This window comes from Mesorhizobium sp. WSM3862 (genome assembly GCF_002294985.1).
Taxonomy (GTDB): domain Bacteria; phylum Pseudomonadota; class Alphaproteobacteria; order Rhizobiales; family Rhizobiaceae; genus Mesorhizobium.
Genome location: NZ_NSGE01000002.1, coordinates 155,947 through 182,109, shown reverse-complemented (window position 1 = coordinate 182,109; position 26,163 = coordinate 155,947). Strand labels below are relative to the sequence as shown.

Below are 26,163 nucleotides of genomic sequence, written 5' to 3'. Positions count from 1 at the left end.
ATGTCGAGCAAGATTATCAAGTTCAAGCAGCGCGACATCACGGATTGCGGGGCCGCCAGCCTTGCTTCCGTCGCGGCCTTCTATGGCTACAAGCTGCCCTTGTCGCGAATCCGCCAGTATGCCTCGACCGGCCGCTCCGGCACTACTGTGCTGGGCCTCATGGAAGCGGCCCGGAAGCTGGGCTTCGTTGCCAAGGGGGTAAAGGGTGGTTTCGACAGCCTATACAAGATCCCCAAGCCCGCCATCGCGCACCTAATCGTCAGCGAGGTCCTGCATCACTTCGTCGTAGTCCAGGCGATCAACGCCAGGTGGGTCATCGTCATGGACCCAGCCTACGGTGAAATCCGCAAGCTGGCGCACGAGGAATTCAAAAAGCAATGGACCGGCGCCCTGGTGCTCCTTGTTCCGGCAGACACCTTCAAAGGCCGCGACGAGACCACCTCACCCCTAGGTCGCTTCGCGCGTCTGCTTGCGCCACACAAGGCGGCGATGGCGCAGGCTCTCGCGGGGGCGCTGGTGACGACGATCCTTGGCCTCTCGACTGCCATTTACGTCCAGAAGATCGTCGACCATGTGATTACAGCGGGCAACCGCAATCTACTCAACCTGATGAGCGTCGCCATGCTCTTGATCTTGGTTGTGCAGATCCTAATCAATCTCCTCAGAAACCGGCTCGTCCTGCAAACGGGGCAGAAGATCGACGTCCACCTAATCCTCGGCTACTACAATCACATCCTAAGCCTGCCTCAGAAGTTCTTCGACAGCATGCGCATGGGCGAAATCATTTCCCGCATGAATGACGCAGTGAAGATCAGGAGCTTCCTGAACGACGTCTCGATCAACATGTTCGTTGACGTGCTAACAATATTGTTCTCGTTAGGGCTGATGTTCATCTACTCGTGGAAGATCGCCTTGGTCGTGGCGGCCTCCATCCCCTTGTACCTCTCGGTCTATTGGATCATCAACCGGCTGAATAGGAATCGTCAGCGAGCCGTAATGGAGAACGCTGCCGAATTAGAGACACAACTGGTGGAATCACTCGGAGCTGTCTCCACAATCAAGATCTCCGGCGTGGCGAGCTTCGCCAACTTTAAGGTGGAGACGCGCTTCATCAAGATGCTGCACTCCGTCTACAGCTCCGGCCTGATCTCGATCTTCGGAGACAGCACCTCGACATTCCTCGCAATTGTATTCACCATCGTGCTGATGTGGTTCGGAACGACACTTGCCCTCGATCAAACCGTCACGCCTGGCGAATTACTCTCCTGCTATACCTTGCTGGGCTATATCACCCGGCCGATTGCCAGTCTGATCCAGACCAACCGGATCGTTCAGGATGCTTTTATCGCGGCGGATCGCCTGTTCGAGATCTTCGACCTAGAGCCCGAAAGCGGTGGGGGCATCGATGCCGACAAATCCGACATTGGCGACATCCACCTGGAGAAGGTCACGTTCCGCTATGGTAGCCAGCTCGAGCTTTTCGAGGATCTTAGCGTCACCTTCCGCCGGGGCGAAATGACAGCGGTGGTGGGGGAAAGCGGCTCGGGCAAGAGCACGCTTGCGGCGCTGCTGCAAAATGTCTACCCGCTTGAGGGTGGACACATCCGGATCGGCCATTATGCCCTCCAGGACCTGTCGACCGTGTCCCTGCGCAAGGTTGTCGCTGCAGTGCCGCAATCGATCGATGTGTTCTCGGGCTCGGTGATCGACAACATCGCCCTTGGCGAGTTCGAGCCGGACATCGAAAAGGTCCTCCAAATCTGCGATCAAACAGGGCTGCGGGAGGTGATCGAGCGCTGGCCCGGCGGCTTTCAGGCCTATCTAGGCGAAAACGGCGTACGGCTCTCCGGGGGCGAGAAGCAGCGCCTTTCGTTGGCTCGGGCTCTGTACCGGGATCCAGAGATCCTGATCCTCGACGAAGCGACGTCCTCGCTCGACTCCGTCGCCGAGGCGTTTGTCCTGCGAGTGGTTGAGGATCTGTGTCGGGACGGCAAGACTATCGTCGTCATCTCTCATCGACTGAGCACGATCCGTGGGGCCGACAAAATAGTGGTCTTGGACAAGGGGCGGATCGTCGGGGAGGGAAAGCATGCTGATCTGGTGACAAGTGAAGGCGCCTACGCCCGCTTGTGGCGAGCGCAAACCGTATCCAGCTAATAGCTTCAGGTGAGGGGCATCGCAGAATTTTGGGGCCGGGAGGCATAGAACAGCAGCGGCGAATGTACATCGCCGTCGTTTAATTTCAACCTGGTGGGTGTGCCGCGGTCCGATCGGTCGACGAGTTTCACGCTCTCGTCCGCTGAACCGCAGGCGAGCGCCACACCCTTCTGCAGACGTCATTAAGCCGGTGCTTGGCGCCAGGAGTTACTCAGATCCTTGCGTTTCTTCGCTAAGGCGAAGGCTTGCAGATTTCTGGACTTTGCCGATCTCCTGATCCGCGTGAAATGATCGAATAGAACGCGGCGGGAGGATGTTCTTTCTTCGCCCGCCTTCAGAAAGCTGTTCGGCGTCATGTCCGGGCTCGCACCCTCATCAATGTGCGGCTGCATGCGCAAAGCGCCACGCTCTTAGCCGTGCCGGTGTTCATTGGCTCACGGCAGCGGACAAGGAAGTACGCCAGCACCTTCTCGCCTTGCATGATGGAGAGCTTTCTCCACACTCGGTCCTTTCGACCGGGTGAACGACCGCGGCAGCTCGTACCCCCTTCGTCAACAATCGCTTCCCGAGGTGACGTCATGATGAAGTTGTTATCCGATGAACCGGCGCGATCACGCCCTGAGCTTTCCAGAGCACAAGGTTCGCAGGGTGCCCCCTCTGCGGGAAAGCGATCTGTGGACTGGAGTTCCGCTGTGCCGTCCGGAATTATCTGTCGCTGTCCGGAATTAAGCCGGGCTGCGGAGGTCGTCTGCGGCGTCGTTTCGGCGCTCGTGCAGAAGCCTGAGCACATCGCTGCCGCACGACATGCCGCGAAGCGTGGTCTCTATCCGGGGAAGACGAATGCTGCCGAAGCCGCTGGTACCGGCAGCGCAATTCTGGAGGAGATGGCAAAGCGCGCGAAGGGAGGTGTTTTGCCCGTAGGTGGCGATTGCCTCGTAGGCGTCGGCTCCCTCAACTTTGTGTTCCGCGCCGATCCTCACGCAGTCCTCCCGCGTCGGCTGCCCGATCTCGAAACGCATACCGATACGGCTTTCGATCTGATCCACAGCGTGGGTATCACGCCTCGTGCCCGCCAACCGATGAGTGTTGCCGGCGAGCAGTAAAGCGAAGCCGCACCGCTCCTGAAGATGCAGCAGCTCCCGCAAAACAGTGGGTGTGAAGTTCTGATATTCGTCCACCAGCAACGGAAGCGTCGGGCCGTATCGGGCGCCCAAAAAATTCATGCAATCCTTCGCAAGATCGTATGTGTGCTTGCTGTCCCTTTGGACGCCGTTGGCGTCATGCAGCATCAGGAACATCGGCCTGATAGCCTTGGTATGCTGCGCAACCTCACAATAGGCAGCTCCGCTTTGGGCGGCTATCCAGTTGAGCGCTACAGTCTTTCCGAGTCCGGCTTTGCCGACCGCAAGCACCGGATATCGCATCTTGACCGCCGTATCGAATGCAGCCCGTACGGTGAACGTGGCGCGGGTTTCGATAAACGTCATCCGACGATCCTCTTCGCCAAGTCCATCTGAACGGCCAAGGTGTTTAGCGGCGTCATTCACTGGCGATGTTTACCGCATGAACGTGTGGCAGCTGTTGGGAACGGTTTGATGCCGCCTGGACGGCTGCAAAGCTGAAGGGTTTCGGGTGCCGTCAGGCGTACGAAAGTCTCTCATGCTGCGCAAAGCGCACGCCAAAGCCGGCGCTTGGAATGTCGATTAGAATAGCTAAGGGGCAAACATCGAACAGCATGGTATGTCAGCAACGCATCAAGTAAAGTCCAACCTCATCCGAGCTCATGGATCGCTACGCCCGGCACAACAGTCTTGGCGATCTCGCACAGGTGCTGATGATGCGTGAGGTAGATTACCTGACCGGCACTCGCCATCTCTCCAAACAACCGGAAAACCTCCTCTGACCGGACATGGTCGAAGGTTTCCATGATATCATCGGCGATGAATGGCACCGAGGGTCGAAGCTGGGCGAACTCGTAGTATCCCGCAAGCCTGAGTGCCAGGTAGAGCTGAAAACGCGCGCCCTTCGACAACGCGTCCGCGACCTTGGACTGCCCGTCGCGCTGTAATGCGATGAGCACTTCGCCACCCTTGACCGGTTGGGTTGTCAGGCCTGAGTACTGGCCACGCGTCATAAGCGCGAAAGCGTCGGATGCCCGCGCCATCATTCCGGAGCGATGGCGCTCCCGATAGACGCGCAGAGCGTTCCCGGCGGCCATGACGCCCAGTTTCAGCTCGATGTAGCGGATGGCCTTTTCTTCGATCTCCAGAAGGACGGTGCGCCGTTCGGCATCTATGCGGGCAACAGCGCTGTCGCCGCCGATATCGTCCAGCTTGTCGGCCGCTCGCGTCTGCCGAATGAGTTGTTGCTGTATCGCTTCGTCAAGATCCCGAAGCCGTTGCTCGCCTTCAGCCTTCTCGATGGCCAGGCTATTCAGATCGAGAACATCCAATATCGAACGCGCCTGCTCGAACCCTTCCACCGCGAGCTCGGCCGACACCTGCTCCTCGAGTTCGGCGACCGCAGCGCGCAGGCGATCCCTGTCGCGCAGGAGTTCGTCTCGTTGCACGACTTCGGATAGGGTGGATACGCCAAAGACGCTCAGGACCTCGTTCTTGCTGCGCTCATGTGCCGAAATTTCAGCATCGAGGATCTCACGCGCTTCCTGCAGGCGCTGCAGGTCATTGACGAGATTTGCCTTCGCCTCGCGCGTGCGTTCGGCGCGCTCCAGGCGCTCGGCAAGCCGGATCGCTAGCTGTTCCGGTTCTTCGTTGTCGGCCACCTCGCCCGCCTCGGCTGCAACGGCATTGACCTCGACCAGGAAATTGTCTCTGTCCGCCTCCATCTTCTCGATGCGGAGCTGCATGGCGTCCAGGTCTTGAAGACTCTTGGACAGTTCAGCCATTTGATCGAGGACGCTGCCGACGCCGGCCGCCGATATGCCGCTCTCGAGCCAGGTGCCCTTGAGCGCTTCGGCAACGCCGGCCAGCCATTCGTCCTCACGTCGCTCTGCCACGTCGACGGCTCGCCGCCTGGCGGCCAGATCCTCTTGCCGTGTGCTAACCGTTTTGAGCGTCTCGGTACGCTCAGCGTCCACCTTGAATTGCCTGTCAAGGAACAACTCTGCCACGGCCATGACCGTCTCAAGGCTGTCGGCGGGATCTGAACCGACGCCGACACTCGCCAGAGCCCCACTCAGCTCCAGGCGTATTTGGTCTCTCTCATCAACCGCCCGCTCGGCTTTCTTGCGGGCAAGCTCGATCTCATCCCAGGCCGCGAGCGCTTCGATCCGGCCAGCAATGCGATTCTCGATCAGCTCAATCAGCCGTTCGGAGGAAATTTCCAGGCACCCTCCGAATAGCTCTCTTACCGCTGCGCGAATTTCCGAGAGTATGGCCTCCCGGTCCGAGCTGTTGCGTGCAAGTTGGTCGCGCGCATGCGCGATGGTGGCAGCGGTTTCAGCGAGGCTGCGGCTTGCCGTGCGAATCTCAACGAGCTCCCGCGCGTTGGCCAGACGGCCTGCTCCGACACTGTCATCTCGAGCCAGTGCTGCCGCGAACTCGTCCGCCGTGTCCCCAGTGAGATCATCGCGATGCCGTGCCCAGGCCTCGTCCCGGGCGCGACGAATGACGGCGGCGGCTTCATCGTCGGTGACATCGACCGAGGCGCGAAGGGCATCCAGCCGCACCGAAAGCAAGTCGTGATTGCCCTGGTGCTCGGCAAGACGTTCGGAAACGACGCCCCTGCTCTTCCCGAGCTCTGCTGCAAGCGCCTTCCATGCGCCAAGCTGTCCAGCATTCGGAATGGCGATCCTGGCCAATGCCTGAGCATCTCCCGACCAGGGATGCAAGCGCGCGATCGCGGCCTCCCATCGAATTGCGCCGGCATCCACGGCCTCGCGTGCCGCCTTGATTTCCCTTAGGTGGCCACTGGCCTTTGCCGTCGACAATGCCGAGGCCAGCCTTGCCCTGGCGGGCTCGGGCACGGCCCGTTCTTCGCCGACCCGCTCGCGTGCCGCCTGAAGCGCATCAGCGGCTGCCGCGGCCTCGTCGCGCGCGACGCGCACGCTGGTAACGATCCCGGATCGCTGCTCGACCATGGTGCGAACGGCACCAACGGTTGCAGCAGGCAAAAGCAGTTTGGCAGGGTCCGGCTCGGAGGACCTTCCAAGGGCGGCAAGGCAACTTGCCACTGCATTGTCGAGGATTTGCAGCTCCGTCCTGCGACTTGGCAAGTCCAAGCCGGCTGAGACGTGGCGCACCTTGCGGTCAGCCAGGCCGCGAACCCGTTCGGAAATCGCAAGGATCACCGCGTCCACATCGACCGAGCCGATTTTCGTCGTAACCCGCTCGAGCTCGTCCACGCTCGCGGACAGCCGCGTTCTCAGACTGGCGTCGGTCTCGATCATGTCGGCGACACTGCCCGTCCAGGTCCGTGACGGTGATGCGATCTCAGGCAAGTCGGCCAGTTGGGCTTCCTTACGTCGGATATCGGCAAGGATCGGGATCGCGCGAAGATACTTCGCGATGGTATCGAGCCCAGCCGACAGCACCGACCGTTCGGCGATGCTGCGGTCGTATTTTTCTGTCGCGTCGAGACGCTCGGCTTCAAGGCTCTCATAAGTCGACGCCAAGGTGTCGATCGCGTCCTTACCGGCCTTCAGTTCCGCAAGCCGCTTCTTGAGCAGCGCAAGCTCGGTTCCGTGTGCCTGCTTGCGATAGAGCGTGTCCGCTTCGGCCTCGAGTACGCTCAATGTATCACTTGCGTGCCCGAGGCCGGCGCTGGCCGTAAACAGCAGCTTGCCCAGGTCGCCGCGCGATTCCAGGATTGATTTTCCACCTGCTTCCAGCGTTTCGTCGTCCAACGAAAACATGGTCTCGTATGCGTCGCGAGACAGCCCCGCGAGATGTGCTGATATCGCCATTTCGCTGACCGGTTGGCCAGTCGTGTTCAACAATGAGTTGGTGCGCTGCTTCGTGCGTGTGAACGTGTGCTCCGCGCCGCCGAGTTCGAGCACCCCGCCGATGCGCATCGCGCTGTACTCGTGCAGGAAATTGTAGCGGCTGCGTTCCTCGATGCCAAACAGCAGGTCGAGATAGCCGGAAAGCGCGGTCGACTTGCCGGCCTCGTTCAGGCCGAACACGATATGCAGGTCGGGACCGGATTCCGGTTTCGGCCCGAAGTCGATCGTCCTGTCGGTGAACTTGCCATAGCGGATGAGATCAAGTCGCCGGAGCCTCATTGTGACCCGCCGACCTTGAGGCGGGCCGTGACCAGGTCAGCGCCGCTGGCGAGCACCCTGTCGAGGAACAACTCCAGCCCAGCCTCGTCCTTACCGGCGAAATCGCGCCCGGCGGCCGGAAGATCGGCGACCATCTTCTCGACAAACGCTCTCGCCTCAGCACGGAAGGCGTCCGAGCTGGCATCGGCGTGCATGGATTGAGCGAGTTCGAAAATCGGATCAGCGACGCCCTCGGATGTTTCGGGTGCGGATGGAGAAACGTTAAGCTCGAGCTTCTCCACCCAGGTGTCCCCCGTCTGTTCCGCGACCTGCTCAGCTTCTGCGAGCAGCAGGTCGCGGTCACGGATCAGTGCCCAGGATAAAGGTGACGCCCCGGTCACGCCGAGACGGACCACGGCATGGCGGGAGCTGACGGAGGCGCGCACATCTTCGAGCGCGGAGCGGACTCGCCCGACGACTTCGGACCATTCCACCGTTTCGGTCACGTCGACGCTCACCCGCTCGAATTGCACGATACTGGTTAGTCTTTCCTCGATCTCGACGGTGCGGTCGTCTCGTATCGTCACCAGGGTGACGGATTTCCCGCCGGCCTCGTTGATGTCCCTGCCCTGCGGAATTCCTGGCATCACCACGGTGCTCGCCCCGGCGTGGACTTGGCGGACATGGATGTGCCCAAGCGCCCAGTAGTCGAAGCCATGGCTGTGCAGGTCAGCGATGCTGCAGGGGGCATAGACGTCGTGGCCGGGCGATCCGGCCAGGCTCGTATGCATGATGCCGACATTGACCGCACCTTCACGCGGAGCTGAATACTTGGGGAGCAGACTTTCCGGCGCCTTGGGGCTAGCAAAGCTCAAGCCATGAAACATGACGTCGAGCCCGCCCGCTGTCTGCAGCACTGACTGGGGACGGCCGCCGAAGATCGTTACCGTGTCCGGGAATACCAGCTGTTTCGATATCCGCGACATTGCGTCATGATTGCCACGGATCTTCAAGACCCTGATGCCGGCCTGGTGCAGCCGTGTCATCTGCGACGCCAGGAAGCGGGCGGTTTTCATCGACGTCTGGTCGCCATCATAGAGATCGCCGGCAATGACCAGCGCATCGACACGCTCCGCCAGGCAGAGGTCAACTATGGAAATCAATGCCTGGCGGCTGGCGTCGCCGACGAGTTCGGCAAGGTCGGGGTTTCGCATCGCCAGCGAACGCAGTGGCGAGTCGAGATGGATATCAGCGGTGTGTACGAATCGAAATGCCATTGAGCAGTCTCCGATCACAAACATACGGGTGTTCGACCGCTGCTCGATAGATGAATTTCGCGATAGATGGTTTTGGCTGATTTTGCCGCCGATCCTCAACGGTTAGAAATTGCCCACGACGACATTGCGAGCTATACAGGAAGCGACGGACATACCGGCGTTCCTGGACCTTCCTCAATGTGCCCGTCAGGCTATAGCGTCAAGTAGAGTTGCGCACCTGCTCGCGCGCCAACCCAAACCGGCGACGAAATCAACTAAGAGCGGACGTTACAAAACAAGCAACGCCGCAATATCCCGCCATCAGGTGATCTGATACTTGAGCCGGCGTTGTATGAAGGCTGGCCGCGAACCTTCGAGCACCCTTACGATGTGACCATTGGTATTTGGGTTTTCGATCGCGCCGGAATCATAGCTGAACCTGTAACCGTTCACCTTGTCCAACCGGACATAGATGATTTGTTCGGCGTCGGCTCCGATCGCGAGATTTGGGTTATGCGTCACCAATATGACCTGCCGGGTTTTCTTCGCGTCGCGAATACACCTTGCGAGTACCGCGAATATGCTGTCGTTGTCGAGATTGTCTTCGGGTTGGTCGATGATGAGGGGCGAGCTGTCTGTATCCAGGTGCAGGTAGAAGACCAGCAGGAGAAGCCCCTTCTCTCCGGGGGAAAGCTGGTTCAGGTCTTTGCCTCCCAGTCTCAACTCGTACCGGGGTTCGAAGTATTCGAGGGAATAAAGGAAGTCGTAGAATTTCTTGACGTCTTTGGTTTGCCGTCTGATGCCACCCGATTTCATCGATCCGACCACATCGTCCACAAAGGCGAAGATGCTTTCGAAGGAGTTCCAGTCGACTATCGATAGCTTCTGTTGAAGGGCGCGCGCCCCTTCCGCGACTCCACGGAAGGGGCCGCTCACGTTTTGGTATAGATGGTTGAAAAATTCATCACCGAACTTGGGAGAAGGTACAAAAGACGCGTCGATCGACACCTTGAAGTCCCCGGTACTCACCGCGGTGAGCCGCGACTCAACCTTGGTTTTCAATCCCTCGTAGAACGCTCTTATCTTGTGCTTGCTTTCGAAGAGGGCCAAGCACAGCGCCTTACGGTCTTCCAACGCCTTGGACAACTCACCCGGCAGATCGTTGTCGATCCTGGCAATGCGGGCCTCCAGTTCCGAGATCGTCCCTAATTTCGGCGAGGCCTTTTGACCGACGATATCGCTGATCTTCTCGGATATCTCGCGGACGGCCTGCACATACCTTTGATAGCGCTGTTGAGGTGCCGAGAGAGCGGCGCGTGTCTCGGCGATGCGATCGGCAATATATTTCTGCGCAGCACGCAAGTCGGGTACGCTGGCGACTTTGGAAAGATCGGTCTTTGAATCGAAAACCATGGCGCTCTCGCGTTCAATCGCCGCGATTTCTTCGTGCACAGCCTCAATCTTCTTCGTGACCTCTTCGAGGTTAACGGTAAGACTGATGACCTGATCAACATCGAAGCCGAGACCGCTATACTTGGTTTTGAAAACCTCCTTGTCGCCTTGCACACGGCTTTTCAGGGCATTTACGGCGTCCTTGAATTCGCTGGCATCTTGCAAGGTAGTCTTGTGCCGACCGAGCTGCGTGACTGCGCTCTTTTCACGCGCGGCAAGGTCGTCCAGCAACCGGGTTTGTGACGCGATTTCTTCTGTCGCCGCCTCCTGTTCCGCACTCTGAGCAGCCGGGGCAGCTTCCTCTGGAGGCTTCGACGCTTCTAGTGCAGACACCTGCTTCTGAAGGACCCCTAGTTCCGCCTGCAGTTTGGTCTTGAATACAGGTTCGCTCTGGTCCTCGAGTTCGAGAATCCTGATGTTGAGTTCGCGCAGATTCGTTTTGATCTGGCTAGCTTCCTGTCGACTGTTCAACGTCTTGCGTTCTTCGAGATCGTGGAAGCTCTTGGCGTCCATCTTGTCGCTGATGTCGACGTGCGAAAATACGACGTCTTCGATTTCCCGACGCAGCGCCTGCACTTCGATTTCGTTCGTCAGGCTCTCGAAGTAGTTCTGTGGCAGGTATTTGACCGCCTCCGGCGAAAGTTCATCGACATCATCGTTTAGAGTCCGCTCTACAACGCTCCCACTCTTCCATACGAGACGACCCGAAAAATTCTCGGCGAACCCGGGCCGCTTGAATTTCCTGTTCGTCTGGCTGTCGGTTAGAAACGAGAAATATTTCGCTTGGCGAGTATTTCCGAGCAGCGCCACGATATCCGCGACAGCGCTTTTGCCGCTTCCCTTGTTCCCGATTATGGCAGTCAGCTCAGGGTTGAACGGAATTTCGACGTTCCGAAACCAAGTGCCGTTATGACCGGTATACTTGGCGAGTGGATTGATCTCCAGCCTGTCGATGAACTGCGTGGCCTCACGCTCGAGCCGGACGAGAACGGTTGGACGGTCTCCGACAAAGACGCGATGTTCCGGTTCGAAGATCGTCTGACGGAGACCTCGGAAAGTCAGATTGGCCTTGATCCAGGTCGATTGATAGCTCGGTTCGTCACCTGTCAAACGTCCAAGGTCCTCGAAGGAATGAGCGTCGCTGGCGTCATAGATGGGCTTAGGCTCCGACTTCGACCCGTCCTCGTACCGAGAGTCGCTCAGGAAGAACGCCGTGCTGTTCGACTTCCCAAAGAAGGCGCTACTGATCCTGTCGAGTTCATCGGAAATGGATTTGCTACGCTGGGAATTTTTGGCGGTTCCGCGCAGGCCATCGTTTCCGGCGGCGGTGACGATAATGTATTGCTCCGGCGCGAAGCATCCTTTTAGCGAGTCCTTAACATCATGTATGCTGACGGTGGCCGCAGCGTAATTCGCAGACGTCAGTTCGCTGCAGCGTAACCGTCTTCCAGCAACGGATATGTGCGTTTCGAGGTCGTTGAGGAACTTGCTCAAAGCTTCGGCCGTCGCGACAGCCGGGTCAACCAGAACATGTGTGTTGACGTTTTTGCCGTCGATGCTGACCGTCTCGGTCAAACGCAGCTCCAGGTTCGGGATCACTAGCTTGGTCGAGTCCGGATGCAATTGGCTATACCATTTGACGGTGTTCAGGTAGCCATCGAATGAAAAATAGTCCGTTATGCCAAAGGCGTGGACCTCGGATTGTTCGAGAATATCCACGAAGCGTTTCCACGTCGCGTCGTCAGGTTTGCCATATCCGCAAGAAAGCTTCGTACCGGGCGCGTGTAAATGCAGATCCCACTTAAGCCACTGCGACCCTCGATGAGCCTCTAGTTTGGCAGCACGCGGCGTCGAGGACACACTCATCCGAAGCACTCCAGGTGACGGGGTTTCTGATCCGGAGAAGCCATGCCTATCGTCGGCAGGATCACGAATCTGCGCCTAGATGAAAGCGCCGGCACAATCTAGTCGGATGAATGAATCAATCAAGGCGTGTTCTCATGAACTTATAGCACAAGTCGCCGCCTGTCGCCGAAAGATAAAAGACGGTTCTGGAAACAAAAGGCGGGCATGCAGCCGCCGCTGACTATTCAGGTCAACGAGGTTCCTACGCGTGTTCTTGTGCTTTCCAACTGCCGCAAAAAAAGCCGATTGACGGGGTGACATTCGGCTCCGATAGCTGAAATCCAGCTTTCGGCCCAGAACAAGACGTTTGATTGTCTGCGCCGAGCGTCGCCAGTTGACGCACAGCAGACCTGTTCCAATCGCCGACGCGTCCTCTATGCGCCAGGCGCATGCCGTGTTCACGAAGCGGCGACTGTGCACGATGAAGCTGGTCGGCGTCTTGATGGCTCGATCGCGGTCAAGCCGATCCTTCGCCTTGTACCAGTATGCGAAGTCGGAGAGCTTGTTGTTGTTGACGACGACCAGCAGATCGAAATCGCTGCGGTTGCCCTTCATCGTCAGGGGCTCGTCGACCCAGTCGCCGCAGGCATAGGACCCGAACAGGATGCGGCCGCTCTTCTTCCAGTCCGCGCTGCTTTCCGCCAGCGCGTCCTCGAATTCGGCATGCAGAATTTCGATCACGCGGGCCAGTTCCTCCTTGTGCTCTGGCAAATGATCGATGCTGGTTTTCATCCTGGTCAAGTCTGGTGAGCGCAGGTGCGAGTCGACGTGCCCGTTATAGCACGCTCGGACATGTACGAAAGGCTGCCAGAGGCGAGTGCGAGCAACCGATCCCGGCGGTCATGCGACTTCATGCGTCGTATGATTTCCCAGCGCGTTGGCGGCGATCAGGGGCAAGTCCTTGGCGCTGATTCTTTCCACCATCGTGACCAATGTCATCAAGTGATCGCTCAGGAACGTGTCGAACTTAGCCAATGCGGGCTGTGCTAGTCGTGCAGCAAGTTCTTGCCCGTCTGGTGCCGGCGAGCCAGCTATATCCTGCAGAGCTTCCATAACCTTCGCTGCCTCGCATTCCTGAAGCTCAATGGCATGCCCGAAATGCGATGCTTTGAACTCGCGGGCCAGCAATGCCAGGGTTAGGGTCTGCAGCTTCCTGGTTCCGACCCAGGGGAAAATCAGGACCCCCTCCCCATGCGCAATGATTGAACGGCGATCCAGTTGCAGGTCCAGGTGCGAACTGCGCGTTTCATCCAGCAGTAGCTTCGCGGCAGGATCGAGATAGGGGTAGGCCTCATCGGATGCGAGAACCGCGCGCATCGATGCCACCACGTGATCGTGGATGGCCGCCCCCTTGCCATTGAAATGCGGTGGCTTTCCAGCCCGTGTCGGCTTTACCATGATAGCCCGAGCGCGATCATCAATTTCGATGACTTGCCAGCGGCGCCCCGCAAAAATGATCGTTTCGCCACGTGCAAGGGGAGAGCTCAGCGGATAGGTGCCGAGCGTGCGTGCATCGTGAATGATCCGATATTCCCGTTCCGTGGCGAAAACAGCATAGAATTCGTACGATTCCGTGATCTTTTCCCCGGTCTCTCCGATCATGAGCAAGCCTTCCGGCGACTGCTCAAGCAACTGGTTTTCAGGCATGGCCATGCACCGAAGCAATTCGGCAAACAGCGTCTTGTCCACGGCCCGGAAGGGGCCGCGCTCGCACAACAGTTTCCAGGCGACCGTCGGGCTTACGCCCCCGGTCTGCACGATCAGTGCCATCACTTGATGGAGGAGCGTTGAAAGATGTAGCCCAGCTGGCAATGGCGGCTCACACCATCCCGCTCTCAGGCACTCAACCATCGCAATCGACTGAACCAGATCCAGGCGAAGCCGGTCAATTGGGTGTCGTCCCTCACCAATGGGAGGCTCGATGACGAACATACGCAGCGTTGCAGGCTTTCCGGCCCTGCGGCCGGATCGGCCGAGGCGCTGGCGAAGTGACGCGACCGAAAAGCCCGGTCCGATCTGCGCGATAGTCTCCACCTCGCCAATGTCCATTCCGAGTTCCAGGGTGGTGGTCGCGACCGCCGTAGTCGGGCGCGGATCGTCTCGAAGCCGCGCTTCGACCTCCTCGCGCATGGCCCTTGCGAGATTGCCATGATGCGGGAAGAACTCATTTGGAAAGCTCGCTTCGTCGCACATCGAACGCAGCATGTCGGCATAAACCTCGACATTGGCGCGAGATCCAGCAAACAGCAGATTGCTCTGGCCGCGCAGCAGACGAAACAAGTCGGCCGCAAGCGCCGCTGGCACTGTCGATTGTTCAAAAGGTTCGGTCGGCTTTCCCGGCGGATCGCTATCGTCTGTGGTGGCCGTGAGATCGCCTGGGGCGGTGCCGTCCAGCAGATAACCCCGGATCTGCAAACGGACCCCGTTCCCCTCGTCTTTGCCTTCCACGATCGTGACGCTGGCCCCTTTGCCGGGCCGCAGCGCCTCGGCAGCCAGGCTCATGTCACCGAGTGTTGCTGAAAGCCCAATTCGATCGATGCGGTCTCGCGCGGTCGCTACCTCGATCCTGTTGAGGATCGACTGCAACTGCATACCGCGCTCGGTGCCGATGAAGGCATGCAACTCATCGATGACCACCGCATCGAGGCGCGAAAACATCTGCGCTACCTCAGCGCCTCTGCGGACGAGCAACGCCTCAAGCGATTCCGGAGTGATCAGCACGATACCCGAAGGTCGTTTTCGTGCACGGGTTTTGGCGTCCGCCGACACGTCGCCATGCCATTTGTGCAGGAGTACGCCGCTGCCTTCGCACAGGCTTTCCAGCCGCCGGTGCTGATCGTTGATCAGCGCCTTTAGCGGACTGACATAGAGGATGGCGAACCCGTCGGCGCTCCCCGCGTGTTCGGCATGCCGGGTCAACAATGGCAGGAAGGCGGCTTCGGTCTTGCCGGCGGCAGTGCGCGCGGAAATCACGACATCGCCGCCCGCGAGGATGGCCGGAATAGCCTTTTCCTGGACATCCCGTAGCGACGGCCATTTCCGCTGCCAAATCCACCGCCTGACGGGCTCGGAAAGCTTGTCAAATGCGGAGGGCTGCAAGCTCGTCGTCCGCTCCCCCTTCGACGTCGTCGATGGGCTGGTCGCCTGCACCGCCTCGATCTTCCGCCACGTCCACTGCGCCGAGCATGTCTTTCCAATCTGTACCGGGGTTTTGCTGGAGAATCGCGAGCAGATCGACGAAGGCTATCACCGTGTTGCGCGGGGTCCGAAAATAAGCCTCGCCGATCCGGTTGGCGCAATGGTCCATGAAGGCGTGGAGTGCCTCGTCCGGAACCAGCCATTTTTCCTGATCGCCGGCCGCGAAGACGTCGCGCAGTCGCTCCAGAAGATGGTAGAGTTCCTCCGGGGTCAGGTTCGGCAGGTTGACCACCGGACCGGAATAGTCGGCCAGGCCATTGCCGGCAAAACTGTTCCCAGCAAGGCGGGACTGCAAGGCCTCGTAGGAGTAAAGGCCGCGCCGCGTGTCGAGCAGGAATTCCGGTGTGCCGCCCAGAATGAAACCGATACCCTGCGTCGTGCCCTGCAGGACATCGTTGAAGATGCGCAGGATCTGCTCGTAATTCTGTTTGCGGGCCTGGGCGCTCTGCAGCTTGTAGAGATTGACGAGTTCGTCGAGGCAGACCAACAGGCCGCCGAAACCAGCGAGCCGTGTAAAACGGGCGAGCAGTCTCAAGCCATCATAGAAGGACGCGTCGTCGATGATGGTACGCACGCCCAGATCGCCTCGCGCCTCGGTCTTGGTCGTGTATTCGCCGCGCAACCAACGCAGCGCGGCGTCCTGCAAATTGCTGTTTCCTTCCTCGTAGCCCCGCGCATAGGCAACGATGACGGTTGCGAAATCATAGCCTCCGACCATCTCGCGAAGATCGCCGAGGCGTTCCTTGATGGCGATTTCAATAGTCGTCCCGCTTGAGGAAGCGCGTTCGGATGCTTTTTGTATGTAGCTCTCCAGAATGTTTCTGAGCGCGCCTCCGTCTGGTGCCGTGCGGGTCGCAAGACTGGTGGCGAGCTCGGCATAGAGCGTACGCGCCTGCCCGCCGGTGGCGTGGATGCGGCGATCCGGAGAAAGGTCGGCCTGGCAGACGGCAAGCTTGCGCTGAAGTGCGATTTGCCTGATGAGAAACAGGAAGAAGGTCTTGCCGGCACCATAGGCGCCGATGACGAGACGGATACTCGACCCGCCGTTGCCAATCCGCTCGATGTCCTGGATCAGCGCTTCGATCTCGCGCTGGCGACCCACCTGAATATGCTGGAGACCGATGCGCGGCACGACACCGGCACGCAAGGCGCTGATAATGGTGTCTCGATCTCTTGGTTTGATAGGTGGGGCTTTTGTCGTCATGCTGACATTCCTTCGACAGAGACGGTAAGCGACGGAGACTGGGCAGTAGCCTCGGAAAACAGGCTGGCGTTGACGATGACAGGGTCCTGGCCGTCCAAGACCAGTTCGTCGAAGCGGTCGAGCGACCAATCGTTTAGTGCTTGCTTCGCCGCACCCGGCATCAGATCGGCACCGCGGACCAAACGCTCGAAATCGGAAGCTGTCCAGGTTCTCTGTTCGATCAGTTGCGACAGGAGCCAACCATAGCGTCGCTCCAGCCCGTCGAAGCGCGCATCCCCATTGGACGTCTCGATTTCCTCGGTCGCGGACTGAAGCTCGATCGGCGGCTCTGCTTCGTCCACAAAGATATCGGCAAGGACGCTGGACGTGCTCCGGGTTTCGCGTCGGATCGCTTCGAGACGCGAGATGTCGACGCGCGTCGCAGGCGCTCTAGGAGACGCCGGCGACACGGGAATGCCGGGCGGCTGAATTCCGGCGGGAATAACCAGGGGAAGATCGTCATTTCCGTCACCCCGCCTGGTCTGCGGCGCAACACTGCCATGCAGGCGAGAATAGAGGGAGGCTTCGTCGAGATCCATCAGCCTGAACAGTTTGTCGAGCTTCGACACTTCTCGTGCGTGAAGGGTTCCATCTGCCGCAGCGATTGCCACCAATTCATCGGCAAGATCTTCGCGGCGGTCCCCTGGCACGTCTCCTATACGTTTGGTCCAATCCACGACGCGGCTGGCGTCGGCGGCGCAGACTTTGATCTCGGCTTTGAGGCGTACGCGTTCGTCCCTCGACAGGCCGGGCGCTCCATCGACCTTGTCGAAGAGCCTGCGTTCCTCCAAGGGGTGGAGCAGACCATCGGCGAAGGCGATCACCATGCCGAGCATGATTGACAGTTGCATGGGCCGGTAATGCTGGCTCGGTTCGGGATCAGCGTCAGCTTCGCGTTCTAGGACAAAAACCATCGCCAGTTCGTCTGGTTTTGCGGACTTCAGGGAAAAGGAAGGTGCGGCGGTATGAGCATAGCCAAAGGCTCCCAGAATTGCGGAAAGTTCTTTCTGTTTCGCTCGCGCGGCAATTTTGTCGGGATCCATCCCAGCCAATTCAGCCAGTTTCTGAATTGATATTAGGGCGTCATTACTCGCCAGTTCCTGGAGCCGCCTCAACGGGCTGCCAGCGAGCGTTTCACAATTCTTCACGCGCAAACCCAAGGGCAGCTGAGCCACAGCCGCAAGGCTAGGCTTCAGTCCCTCCGAACGCCCGAGCATGCGGCTATAGTCGTCGAGCCGATCCGTGCAGTCGTCGAAGATGCGGCGTGCACCGCCTATCGGTTCGCTGCGGTTTGTGATGTCCGGCAGGTCTCCGCCAAAGGGGCGAATTGCAAGATCGAACGTTCCGCTGCAGGCACGGTAGTTGACCTTCAGTTTCCGCACTCCGGCGGCCGGAACGCGCACGCCATTTGGATGCTGCTTCTCCACCGCTTCCGCGAACAGCTCTCGCAAGAGAGTCTGTGCCCGTCGCGCCGGCGTTCGCACCCTCGTTTCGGGGTCGGCAAGGACGTAAGCCAACAAAAGGTCCGGCTCGATCGCCTCTCCGCTGCGCACCCTCATCCCGAGGGCGACCTTCAGCATTATCGGGATCTCGTAGCTATTTTCCTGGACCTCCAGATCAAACTTTTCCGGCAACTGAGCCGATTTTAGCTGGTAAGCCGAAAGCAACTCACCAGCATAGCGCTTGAACGAGCCATTCCCTCCATACACCTGCAATAGCCGGCAAACCTCGGCAACGACACCATCAGCGTCGGGTGGGCTTTCCTCCAACATGAGGCGGCGTTCGAGACCGTAGAAGTAGAGGAACACGTATCCGATATAGGCGTCGGGATCGGATCGCGATCCGGCAAGCCAGTCCAGATAGGATTTTCGCGCCGCGGGCGAAATGCTCGAGTAGGACGGCCAGTAGCCCATCGTCTGACCCAGCGGATCGCCGTGAGCGCCCACGGTCAATCTCGGGTCGATCAGGCAGTTCTCCGGGTCGGTTGAACTGCCCTGCCTCGGCAGGTGCTCGCCTAAATAGATCATGCCCGCGGGAATGTCATGGCTTCCCACCATTGCTGCTGTATTCGGAGGAATCCAATGTGCCGACTGGCGCGCGGCGGGGCTCGCTCGCACGGCGGGTAGCCGGTCGAACCACCGCGGCTGGTCCGACCCGGCCGTGTTGGGAACAAGCATAGGGCCGCGTTGCCGAATGAAATCCGAAACCTGAGCATTATGCGATGCGAGCGATCCTTCGGATGCTCTCACTGCCGGGGCGACCTTGGTTGCCTCTATGCCTCGCCAACCCGCTTTTGCGGGAGCGGCCGACTGCCTTGCTGAAGGGTTGGCCCCTGATTTGGACGGTTGGAGTGCACCTCTTTGTTTGATGAAATCGTGGACGGCGGCGTTATGTACCGCAAGAGAAGCCGCAATATCTGGCGGCAGGACCGGCTTTTGTTCGACGGGCTGCCTTCCAGCAGCAATGTTGGCTGGAACGATCGGACCGTTCCGAACCAAGAGGTGCCTGTTGCTTCTGGCCGATTGGTCGAGACCGCTATCAAGTTGGCTGTCCTTGCTTTCGGAACCCGACGGCTGCGTCTGATCCGTTGCGGCCGTAGGGGGAATGAGAACAGGACCGCGTTGTCGAATGGATTCCGCTATCTGAGCATTATGCGATGCGAGCGAACCCTTGTTTGTTGTCGTTACCGGGGTGACCTTGGTGGCCTCTGTGCTTTGCCAACTCGTTTTTGCGGGAGCGGCCGGCTGCCTGGCTGAAGGATTGGCCCTTGATTTGGGCCGTTGGATTGCTCCTCTCTGACGGATGAAATCGTGGACAGCTCTATTATGTGCCGTCAGAGAAGCCGCGATATCCGGTGACAGGACTGGCGTTTGTTCGACTGGCTGCCTTTCAGCGGCAATGCTGGCTGGAACGATGGGCTCGTTCCGAACCAAGAGGTGCCTGTTGGTTCTGGTCGACCGGTTGAGACTGCGATCAGGTTCGCTGCCCTTACTTTCGGATCTCGCTGGAACCAAATCCGCGGCAGGCCTTCTTCGGCGTCTTCCTAGGAAGAAGAGCGCGGCTGCCAGCCCTAGCAGGCCCAGATAGATCAAACGCGGCGTAGGGATTGGCCCAACTCCGACCTTGTCGGGCTCCAGCACCAAGCGATCGGACTTGCCTGGCGATCCCTCGGCATGCGTCGGCAAAGGCGGTGGCTGGTGGACATCGCCACCAGCCTTCCCGGCTTCCACTTTACTTGTCTGTGGAGTTGTCTTCGTTGGAACACCAGGCTGATCCAAAGTCGACGGGAGCGCATCCGTGGCTATGGGCGTCAACGGGCCATGCGTCACCTGGGGTTGCGGAAAAAGTGCCGCTGACGTCGCTTGGTCCAAAGCACCGGTTTGAGGAAGATTGCTCGCTTTCTGGAAAGCCTTGAGCGCACTGATGGACCGACGTCCCCAAATTCCGTCCGCGGTCCCGAGATCGTATCCATGTTCAGCAAGGGCCTGTTGAACCTGCCGCGCAGAGTAACGGGATTCCTGGGCAGTTGCGGTGCCTGCAACACTCAGCGCTGTCGCCAAGGCGACAGCCACCGTCCAATGAAATGGCAACCTCATCCCGTTTGCCCCGCCCTCCGGATTTGAGCATAGCTGGAATGAGTTCTTTTGAGAACTCGCGCAGAAGTATTTCCAGTTCGAGCGGGGACGGACGTTTAGTGGCGTGTTTTGACTGCCGTCTTTTACTGACCGTCAAAGCGAACCTTGCCCAAGCAATCACTTGCGATGACGGCCGCCTTGGGGGCGTAGGCAGACGGTGCGGTTCTGGAACGAACTCGCGAGAAAGGTGCCGTTCCGCTGGCGACCTCCAATTTTTGCCCACTACGGCGTCGCTTTCCGCTGATCCGCCTTTCAAAGGTATCCAGACATGAAGGCAGCCTGGATCACTGGCCATGGGATATCCGACGAGTCCCTGTACGACGATATGATGTCGCGCAGCGAGCTCTGCTTTTACGGCGGCAAGGTTTTCAGGTCCGTTGGAATGGCTCGCCTCCGAGCTTGGCGATGCACGCAATATCGACGTGATGATCGGTCGCGCTTCCAGCACGCCTCTTACAAGCCGTCTTCAAGAAGCGCGCGACGACGCCTATGCGGCGGTCGAAGCATCGTTCTCCTCAATACGCGCCCGCTCCTTGATGATCGATGTGACCGAGTGGATTTCCATCAGGGACTGGCGAACCCAATCGGATGAAATGTTGCACGAGCAGTCGTCAAGGGATTTCGCCTCGGGTGTATTTGATAAACTTTGGAAAAAGGTGACGAAAGGCGGCAGCAACTGATTGATGCCGATGACGACACCCGCCATAAAGTGCGCATCGCCGCAAAGAAACTGCGCTACGCGGCCGGGTTCTTCGAGCCGCTTTACAACGGCAAGACGGAAGCCAAACGCCATCGACGGTTCATCGAGGCGATGAAGGGTCTGCAGGATCATCTCGGCAGCCTCAACGATATCGCCACCGCCCCTGATATGCTGGCAGCGCTGGAGCTTTTGGACGTGCATGGTGCGAAGGATCTCTTCAGCGCCGACGACAAGTCCAAGCTTCTCGAGGACGCCGCGGAAGCACACGACGCCCTTGCCAACACAAGACGCTTCTGGCGTTGAAGCAGCATGCAGAGGGAGCGACGAAGCTCCAATACCCGCTTGTTGCAATCTCAGCACCAGATTGAGCGAATTCTATAATTCTATCCTGTCAGTCGATCTCGATGATTTTGTGCGTCGGCTTTCGGACGATGGATGCTCGTTTCTTGGCAACCGACCCAAGTAACGAAATTGGCGACTGCAGTTGCGAGCGCTATTCTTTCAGGCGGCGGTCATAAATTGTTTGGTTAGATGTTCGGCCTCCAACACTATTTCGGAGCCGCGGCTCCAGTCGTGTTCTGCCCTGCGTTGCGGGTGGATAGGAATCTTAAGCCGGCTTGCTATCTGACACGCAATGACAAGGGGTAAGATTACGTGGAAGTGGTATTTGGTGAATTACGAAAGTAATATTTTGTCGCTTGCAGCAAAATCCGTTTTGTGAAAGTATTATCTTCGTCGACTGGATTGACAAGGGGCATCCATGGTCAGACGTTCTCCAGAATTCCGGCGTCTGCGCGTCTACGCCATCGATCCAAGTCTTGCAGCTCGGCAGGAAACGGTTGGGCTCAATGAACTTACCCTGATGGTGCCGTGGGAGAGCAATCCGGCCATCGAGGGCGTGCTCAGCGCCATGCAGATGCTGGGACCGGTCGGCAATTATCTGGAAGTGGTGGATTACGACCCGGCGAGCGGCTGCTACTACGGCCCGGTTGATCTCAACGAGACCTTTATCCTGGCTCAGGATGGACTCAATCCCTCAGAGCTCAATCCGCAATTTCATCAGCAGATGGTCTACGCCGTGGCGATGACCACCATCGACCAGTTTGAGCGAGCGTTGGGGCGTTCGGCGCTGTGGGCGCCGCGCCAGCTGCCGGACGCTAGCTTTGAGTATGTGCCGCGGCTTCGACTTTATCCACATGCGTTGCGCGAGGCCAATGCCTACTACAACCCGGATAAGAAGGCCGTGCTGTTCGGCTATTTCCAAGTCGCTGCCGATTCCACCGACATTGCTCCAGGGACCACGGTCTTCACCTGCCTGTCGCATGACGTGATCGCCCATGAGGTGACCCACGCCCTGCTTGATGGTCTGCACCGGCGCTTTGCAGAATCCACCAATCCCGACGTGCTTGGCTTGCACGAAGGATTTGCCGATATCGTTGCGATCTTCCAGCATTTTTCAAATCCCGATGTGCTCAAGGAGCAGATCGGGCGTACGCGCGGCGACCTCGAGCAGCAGAATATGCTGGGACAGTTGGCTCAGCAGTTCGGCCGGGCCACGCGTCGCGGTGCGGCTTTGCGTGATGCGCTTGGCTACGTCGACGGCAAGGGCAATTGGCAGCGTTATAAGCCCAACCCCTCCTATCTCCGCGATGCGGACGAACCTCATGAGCGTGGCGCAATCCTAGTGGCCGCCGTGTTCGACGGCTTCCTCAAGATGTACAAGTCCCGGATCGTCGACCTGCTGCGCATCGCGTCGCAGGGCTCGGGGCTGCTGCCCGCTGGCGAACTCAATGCCGACTTGGTCAACCGCCTAGCGGATGAGGCGGCCAAGACGTCTGGGCACGTGCTGCAAATGTGTATCCGGGCGCTCGACTATTGTCCGCCTGTCAACGTCACCTTCGGGGACTACCTCAGGGCCATCATCACGGCGGACACCGACCTTTATCCAGTGGACGACCACAACTACCGCACCGCGATGATGCAATCGTTCTCGCTGTTCGGCATCCGGCCACGGGCGGTGCGCAATGTTTCGCTCGAGGGCCTTGTCCTGCAGGCGGGCAATTCCGATCTGGGCGAGGCAGTGCCACCGGGGATCGTGCCCGATCTCGACAATGAGATAGACCGCAAGGTCGCCTATGACCGGATGCACGAAAACGCCAGTAAGGTGCATGCGTGGTTGGCGCGGCCAGAAAGCGCCAAGCTTCTCGAGGCCATCGGTATCGTCGCCGGCACTGACGGCAAGGTACCGGGTACCGTTAGCCGGAAGAAGGGCCGCCCCGCCTTCGAGGTGCATTCGGTGCGCACAGCGCTGCGGCGCGGCAACAAGACCAATCTCGTGCCTGACTTCGTGATCGAGATTACGCAGCGTCGGACTGGCTATTTCGAGCCGCAGCGACAGCTGGCCGCCGACCAGGGCAAACCGACTGCCAACGTGGACAGAGGCGATTTCACTTTCCGCCGCGGCTGCACCTTGGTGGTCAACCCGCGGACGCGTGAGATCCGCTGGGTGGCGCGCACCGATAAGAATATCTGCGATGACGGCGAACTCGACACCCTGCGGCAATTCCTGCTGGGCAGCCCCATCTCCATGCAAGACGCCTTTCACGGGCCAGTCGCGCCCGGCAGGGTGAACAACCCATTCGCCGCCGTTCATCGGGATTAGGAGGTCGCCGATGCCAGCACCGCAAATGCAAGCGCCATCGAGTGGGGTGACCGTGCGTATGTACCGTCAAGGGCATGGCGACTGTTTCCTTTTGGCGACGCGAGACGACAGTGGCCAGCCGTTCTACCTGCTGATCGATTGTGGGCTGAAGCCGGGTTCGGAGATCAAGGCCACCATCGAAGAGGTCATTGCCGATATCCGGGACGCCACCGGCGGGCACATCCATGCAGTGCTGGTCACCCACGAGCATCAGGACCACACCAACATGTTCATCGCCAAGCTCGGCGGAGAAACGATGTTCGACGACATCGAATTCGGCGAGGTCCTTCTGGGCTGGACCGCCAATCCGGAAGACACCGAAGCGCAGCAACTGCGCCAGATGAAGCTCAAGGCGCTCATGCAATTGCTGGCGGCGCGACGCCGGCTGGCTGGTCTCGCCGCCGAGGGGGTCAAGGATGTCCAGAAGACCCTAAATCTCGTTGACGCCATGCTGGGTTTCGAAGGCGCCGACGCAGATTTTCTAGCGGCACTGGGGCCCGCAGACGGCAGTTTGTTCGGTGCCGCTCGCAGCGCAGCCGTGGTTGCCGGACTCAGCGTCGCGAAGTCGATGGACTATGTGACCGGGAAGGTCGACAAGCCGCGCTATTTTTCGCCGCACGAACCCCCGTTCTCCCTGAAAGGAGTAAGCGGTGTCAACGTCTATCCGCTGGGGCCGCCACGCGACGACCGGCTCAACGAGGACGTACCCGATGCCAGCGATGCGGCCGGACAGGCACGCATGTATGAACGAACCGCGCCGGGCCACGGCCTTACCTTTGGCTTCGAGGGTGGATTGGACGGACTGTTCCTGGGGGCCGATCCTGGCTTTCTGGGCGAGGATGCCGAAAGCCACGATCCATTCGCGCCGGGCTTGAAGCTGGTTCCGGGCGGTTCTGGCTGGACCGGCGAGATCGCGGCGTTCTTTGCCCATTTCGCCCCGCCTGAGGGCGAACAGTGGCGCAGCGTCAATGTCGAGTGGCTCGCAGCTGCAGGGTGGTTCGCCGACAAGATCAATACCGAACTCAACAATTCAAGCTTGGTCGTAGCCATTGAGCTGACCAACAGCCGTAAGGTGCTGCTGTTCCCCGGCGATGCCCAATATGGTTCCTGGATGTCATGGGCTAATACGCCGTTCCAGGTCCCAGCCCAAGGACAGGCCCCGACCAGAACTGTGACGGTGAAGGATCTTTTGGCCCGCACAGTGTTCTACAAGGTCGGCCACCATGGCAGTCACAATGCCACGCTCAAGGGCCGGGCCGATAGCGACTATGCCAATCTCGACTGGATGGCTCAGGGCGCGCTTGCGCAAGAGTTCGTCGCCGTAATCCCAGCCAACACCGACTGGGCGATGACCAAGAACGATCCACCCTGGGAGCATCCACTCAAGGCCATCCAAGACGCGCTCAAGGTAAAGACCCGTGGCCGGCTGTTCAAATCGGACACCGATTTCGACCTGGCGACGCCAGATGGGGCCGTCAAGGCCGATTGGCAGAAATTCATCGCCAACGTGACCGCGACCGATCTCTACTTCGAATACACAGTTCTCGACCAATAGGCCCGACGCGGGCGGCGGCCGGGAACTGTTCCCATAGGGTCGAGATGCGGTCGAATTTCCTGAAAGCCGATTCGTGAAGGATGTCCGATGCCGATACACTATGCCGTACTCAAGGGGCGCCCGACCAACAACCGTCTGGGGACGAAGAAGAACAAGCATTACCAGGTGCTGATATCCGCCAATGGCGAACAGTACCGGATCGCCGTCAATGTCGAGTCAGGCGATGGAAGCGAGGTCGCGTTCCTGGTGCGCGCGCCGTTCGAACACCCGATCATCAACGGGCTCGCCGCGCTGGAACCAGGGCTGCACAAGCTGCCATCGGCCCCGGGCGGGATGGCAATTGACTTCATCCGCGGCAACATTGGCCAGCCTTGGGAATTCCAGCCGCTGCCCTATGACGCTGCAGGGCCCGACAACGATCTGAACGAGAAGATCGACGCCTTTGTGCAACGGGCCATGTCCGACGAGAACGCCATGATCTATGCCTTCGGCGCGCCGTGGGGACCTGAGCCCACCACCGCCGACAAGTTCTTCGGCTTCAAGCCTGGTCAGGGCATTCACGACATTCATATGAACCAGGGCAACCCCCCGGGCCAGTTCCACAAGGATAATGGCGTCTACCAGGACGGCGCGCTTCTGTTCAACTTCCCCGACGAGGGGCACTGGACGGGAATCTTCATGAAGTTCCAGACGCAGGCCTGGCATACCGACGACGTGACGGGAGACGTCATCCTGGCGCCCGACCCGGAGCATCCGACGGCACCGCATACGCCAATCGAGCGAGATCAAATCCCGACATTCGAGGTGCCGGACGGTCTGGTGCGGATCATCGCTGCCTATGTCAACGACACGAAAACGCCAGAGCACGAGAACGTGACCCTGCTTAACACAGCCGATGTCTCCGTCAATCTTGAAGGGTGGGCGATCGCCGACAGGCAGAAGCAGCGCATGAAGCTGACAGGCACGATCGACGCCGGCGCTACGCGAGTCGTCGACATCGTCACGCCCGTGGCGCTGTCGAACAGGGGCGGCATCATCACCTTGCTCGACGAGCGTGGCATCAAGGTGCATGGCGTTTCCTATACCAAGGAACAGGCCCAGCAGCCCGGCCGCACCATTCCGTTTCAGAGCTGAAGGGCG

The 26,163-nt window shown here is 59.3% G+C and carries 11 protein-coding genes and 2 pseudogenes; 5 read left to right on the top strand and 8 right to left on the bottom strand.

Annotated features, from left to right (window positions below; translation table 11 throughout):
• Entirely contained in the window at positions 1 to 2,157 is a 2,157-nt protein-coding gene (locus tag CK224_RS05215; protein ID WP_095781029.1) for a peptidase domain-containing ABC transporter, read from the top strand.
• A gap of 725 nt (positions 2,158 to 2,882) precedes the next feature.
• Here CK224_RS05215 and CK224_RS05205 read toward each other — a convergent pair.
• From CK224_RS05205 to CK224_RS31835, 8 genes and pseudogenes are all read right to left on the bottom strand, one after another.
• Positions 2,883 to 3,644: an ATP-binding protein gene (locus CK224_RS05205; RefSeq protein WP_141245781.1), complete on the bottom strand. Its 762-nt coding sequence runs from the start codon at positions 3,642 to 3,644 to the stop codon at positions 2,883 to 2,885.
• Between the two features lie 284 nt (positions 3,645 to 3,928).
• Positions 3,929 to 7,399, bottom strand: coding sequence for an AAA family ATPase (locus CK224_RS05200; RefSeq protein WP_095781027.1), 3,471 nt, complete (start codon positions 7,397 to 7,399; stop codon positions 3,929 to 3,931).
• The gene (locus tag CK224_RS05195; protein WP_095781441.1) at positions 7,396 to 8,655 is read right to left on the bottom strand and encodes a DNA repair exonuclease; all 1,260 of its coding nucleotides are present in this window, start codon (positions 8,653 to 8,655) and stop codon (positions 7,396 to 7,398) included. Before CK224_RS05195 ends, CK224_RS05200 begins: the two co-directional genes overlap by 4 nt.
• A gap of 300 nt (positions 8,656 to 8,955) precedes the next feature.
• Positions 8,956 to 11,952, bottom strand: a complete 2,997-nt coding sequence (locus tag CK224_RS05190; RefSeq protein WP_141245780.1) for a TrlF family AAA-like ATPase — start codon at positions 11,950 to 11,952, stop codon at positions 8,956 to 8,958.
• Between the two features lie 432 nt (positions 11,953 to 12,384).
• Positions 12,385 to 12,723 (bottom strand): annotated as a pseudogene (locus CK224_RS05185) (nucleotidyltransferase); the annotation flags it as partial.
• Between the two features lie 108 nt (positions 12,724 to 12,831).
• Complete coding sequence (locus tag CK224_RS05180) at positions 12,832 to 15,090, bottom strand: DEAD/DEAH box helicase (RefSeq protein WP_095781440.1); 2,259 nt, start codon at positions 15,088 to 15,090, stop codon at positions 12,832 to 12,834.
• The gene (locus CK224_RS05175) at positions 15,071 to 16,393 is read right to left on the bottom strand and encodes an ATP-binding protein (protein ID WP_095781025.1); all 1,323 of its coding nucleotides are present in this window, start codon (positions 16,391 to 16,393) and stop codon (positions 15,071 to 15,073) included. Before CK224_RS05175 ends, CK224_RS05180 begins: the two co-directional genes overlap by 20 nt.
• Positions 16,390 to 18,609 carry a TerB N-terminal domain-containing protein gene (locus CK224_RS31835; RefSeq protein WP_245425743.1) on the bottom strand — a complete coding sequence of 740 codons (2,220 nt, stop codon included), beginning with the start codon at positions 18,607 to 18,609 and terminating at the stop codon, positions 16,390 to 16,392. The genes CK224_RS05175 and CK224_RS31835 overlap by 4 nt, the downstream gene beginning before the upstream one ends.
• Positions 18,610 to 20,444: 1,835 nt before the next feature.
• On the opposite strand from CK224_RS31835, the pseudogene CK224_RS32480 reads away from it, so the two are divergent.
• From CK224_RS32480 to CK224_RS05150, 4 genes and pseudogenes are all read left to right on the top strand, one after another.
• Positions 20,445 to 21,070 (top strand): annotated as a pseudogene (locus CK224_RS32480) (CHAD domain-containing protein).
• Between the two features lie 457 nt (positions 21,071 to 21,527).
• Entirely contained in the window at positions 21,528 to 23,429 is a 1,902-nt protein-coding gene (locus CK224_RS05160; RefSeq protein WP_141245779.1) for a hypothetical protein, read from the top strand.
• 10 nt (positions 23,430 to 23,439) lie between these two features.
• Positions 23,440 to 25,023 (top strand): hypothetical protein, encoded by a 1,584-nt coding sequence (locus tag CK224_RS05155; protein ID WP_141245778.1) that lies wholly within the window; start codon positions 23,440 to 23,442, stop codon positions 25,021 to 25,023.
• An 87-nt stretch (positions 25,024 to 25,110) separates the two neighbouring features.
• Complete coding sequence (locus CK224_RS05150; protein WP_095781021.1) at positions 25,111 to 26,157, top strand: DUF2278 family protein; 1,047 nt, start codon at positions 25,111 to 25,113, stop codon at positions 26,155 to 26,157.
• The last annotated feature ends 6 nt before the right edge of the window (positions 26,158 to 26,163 follow it).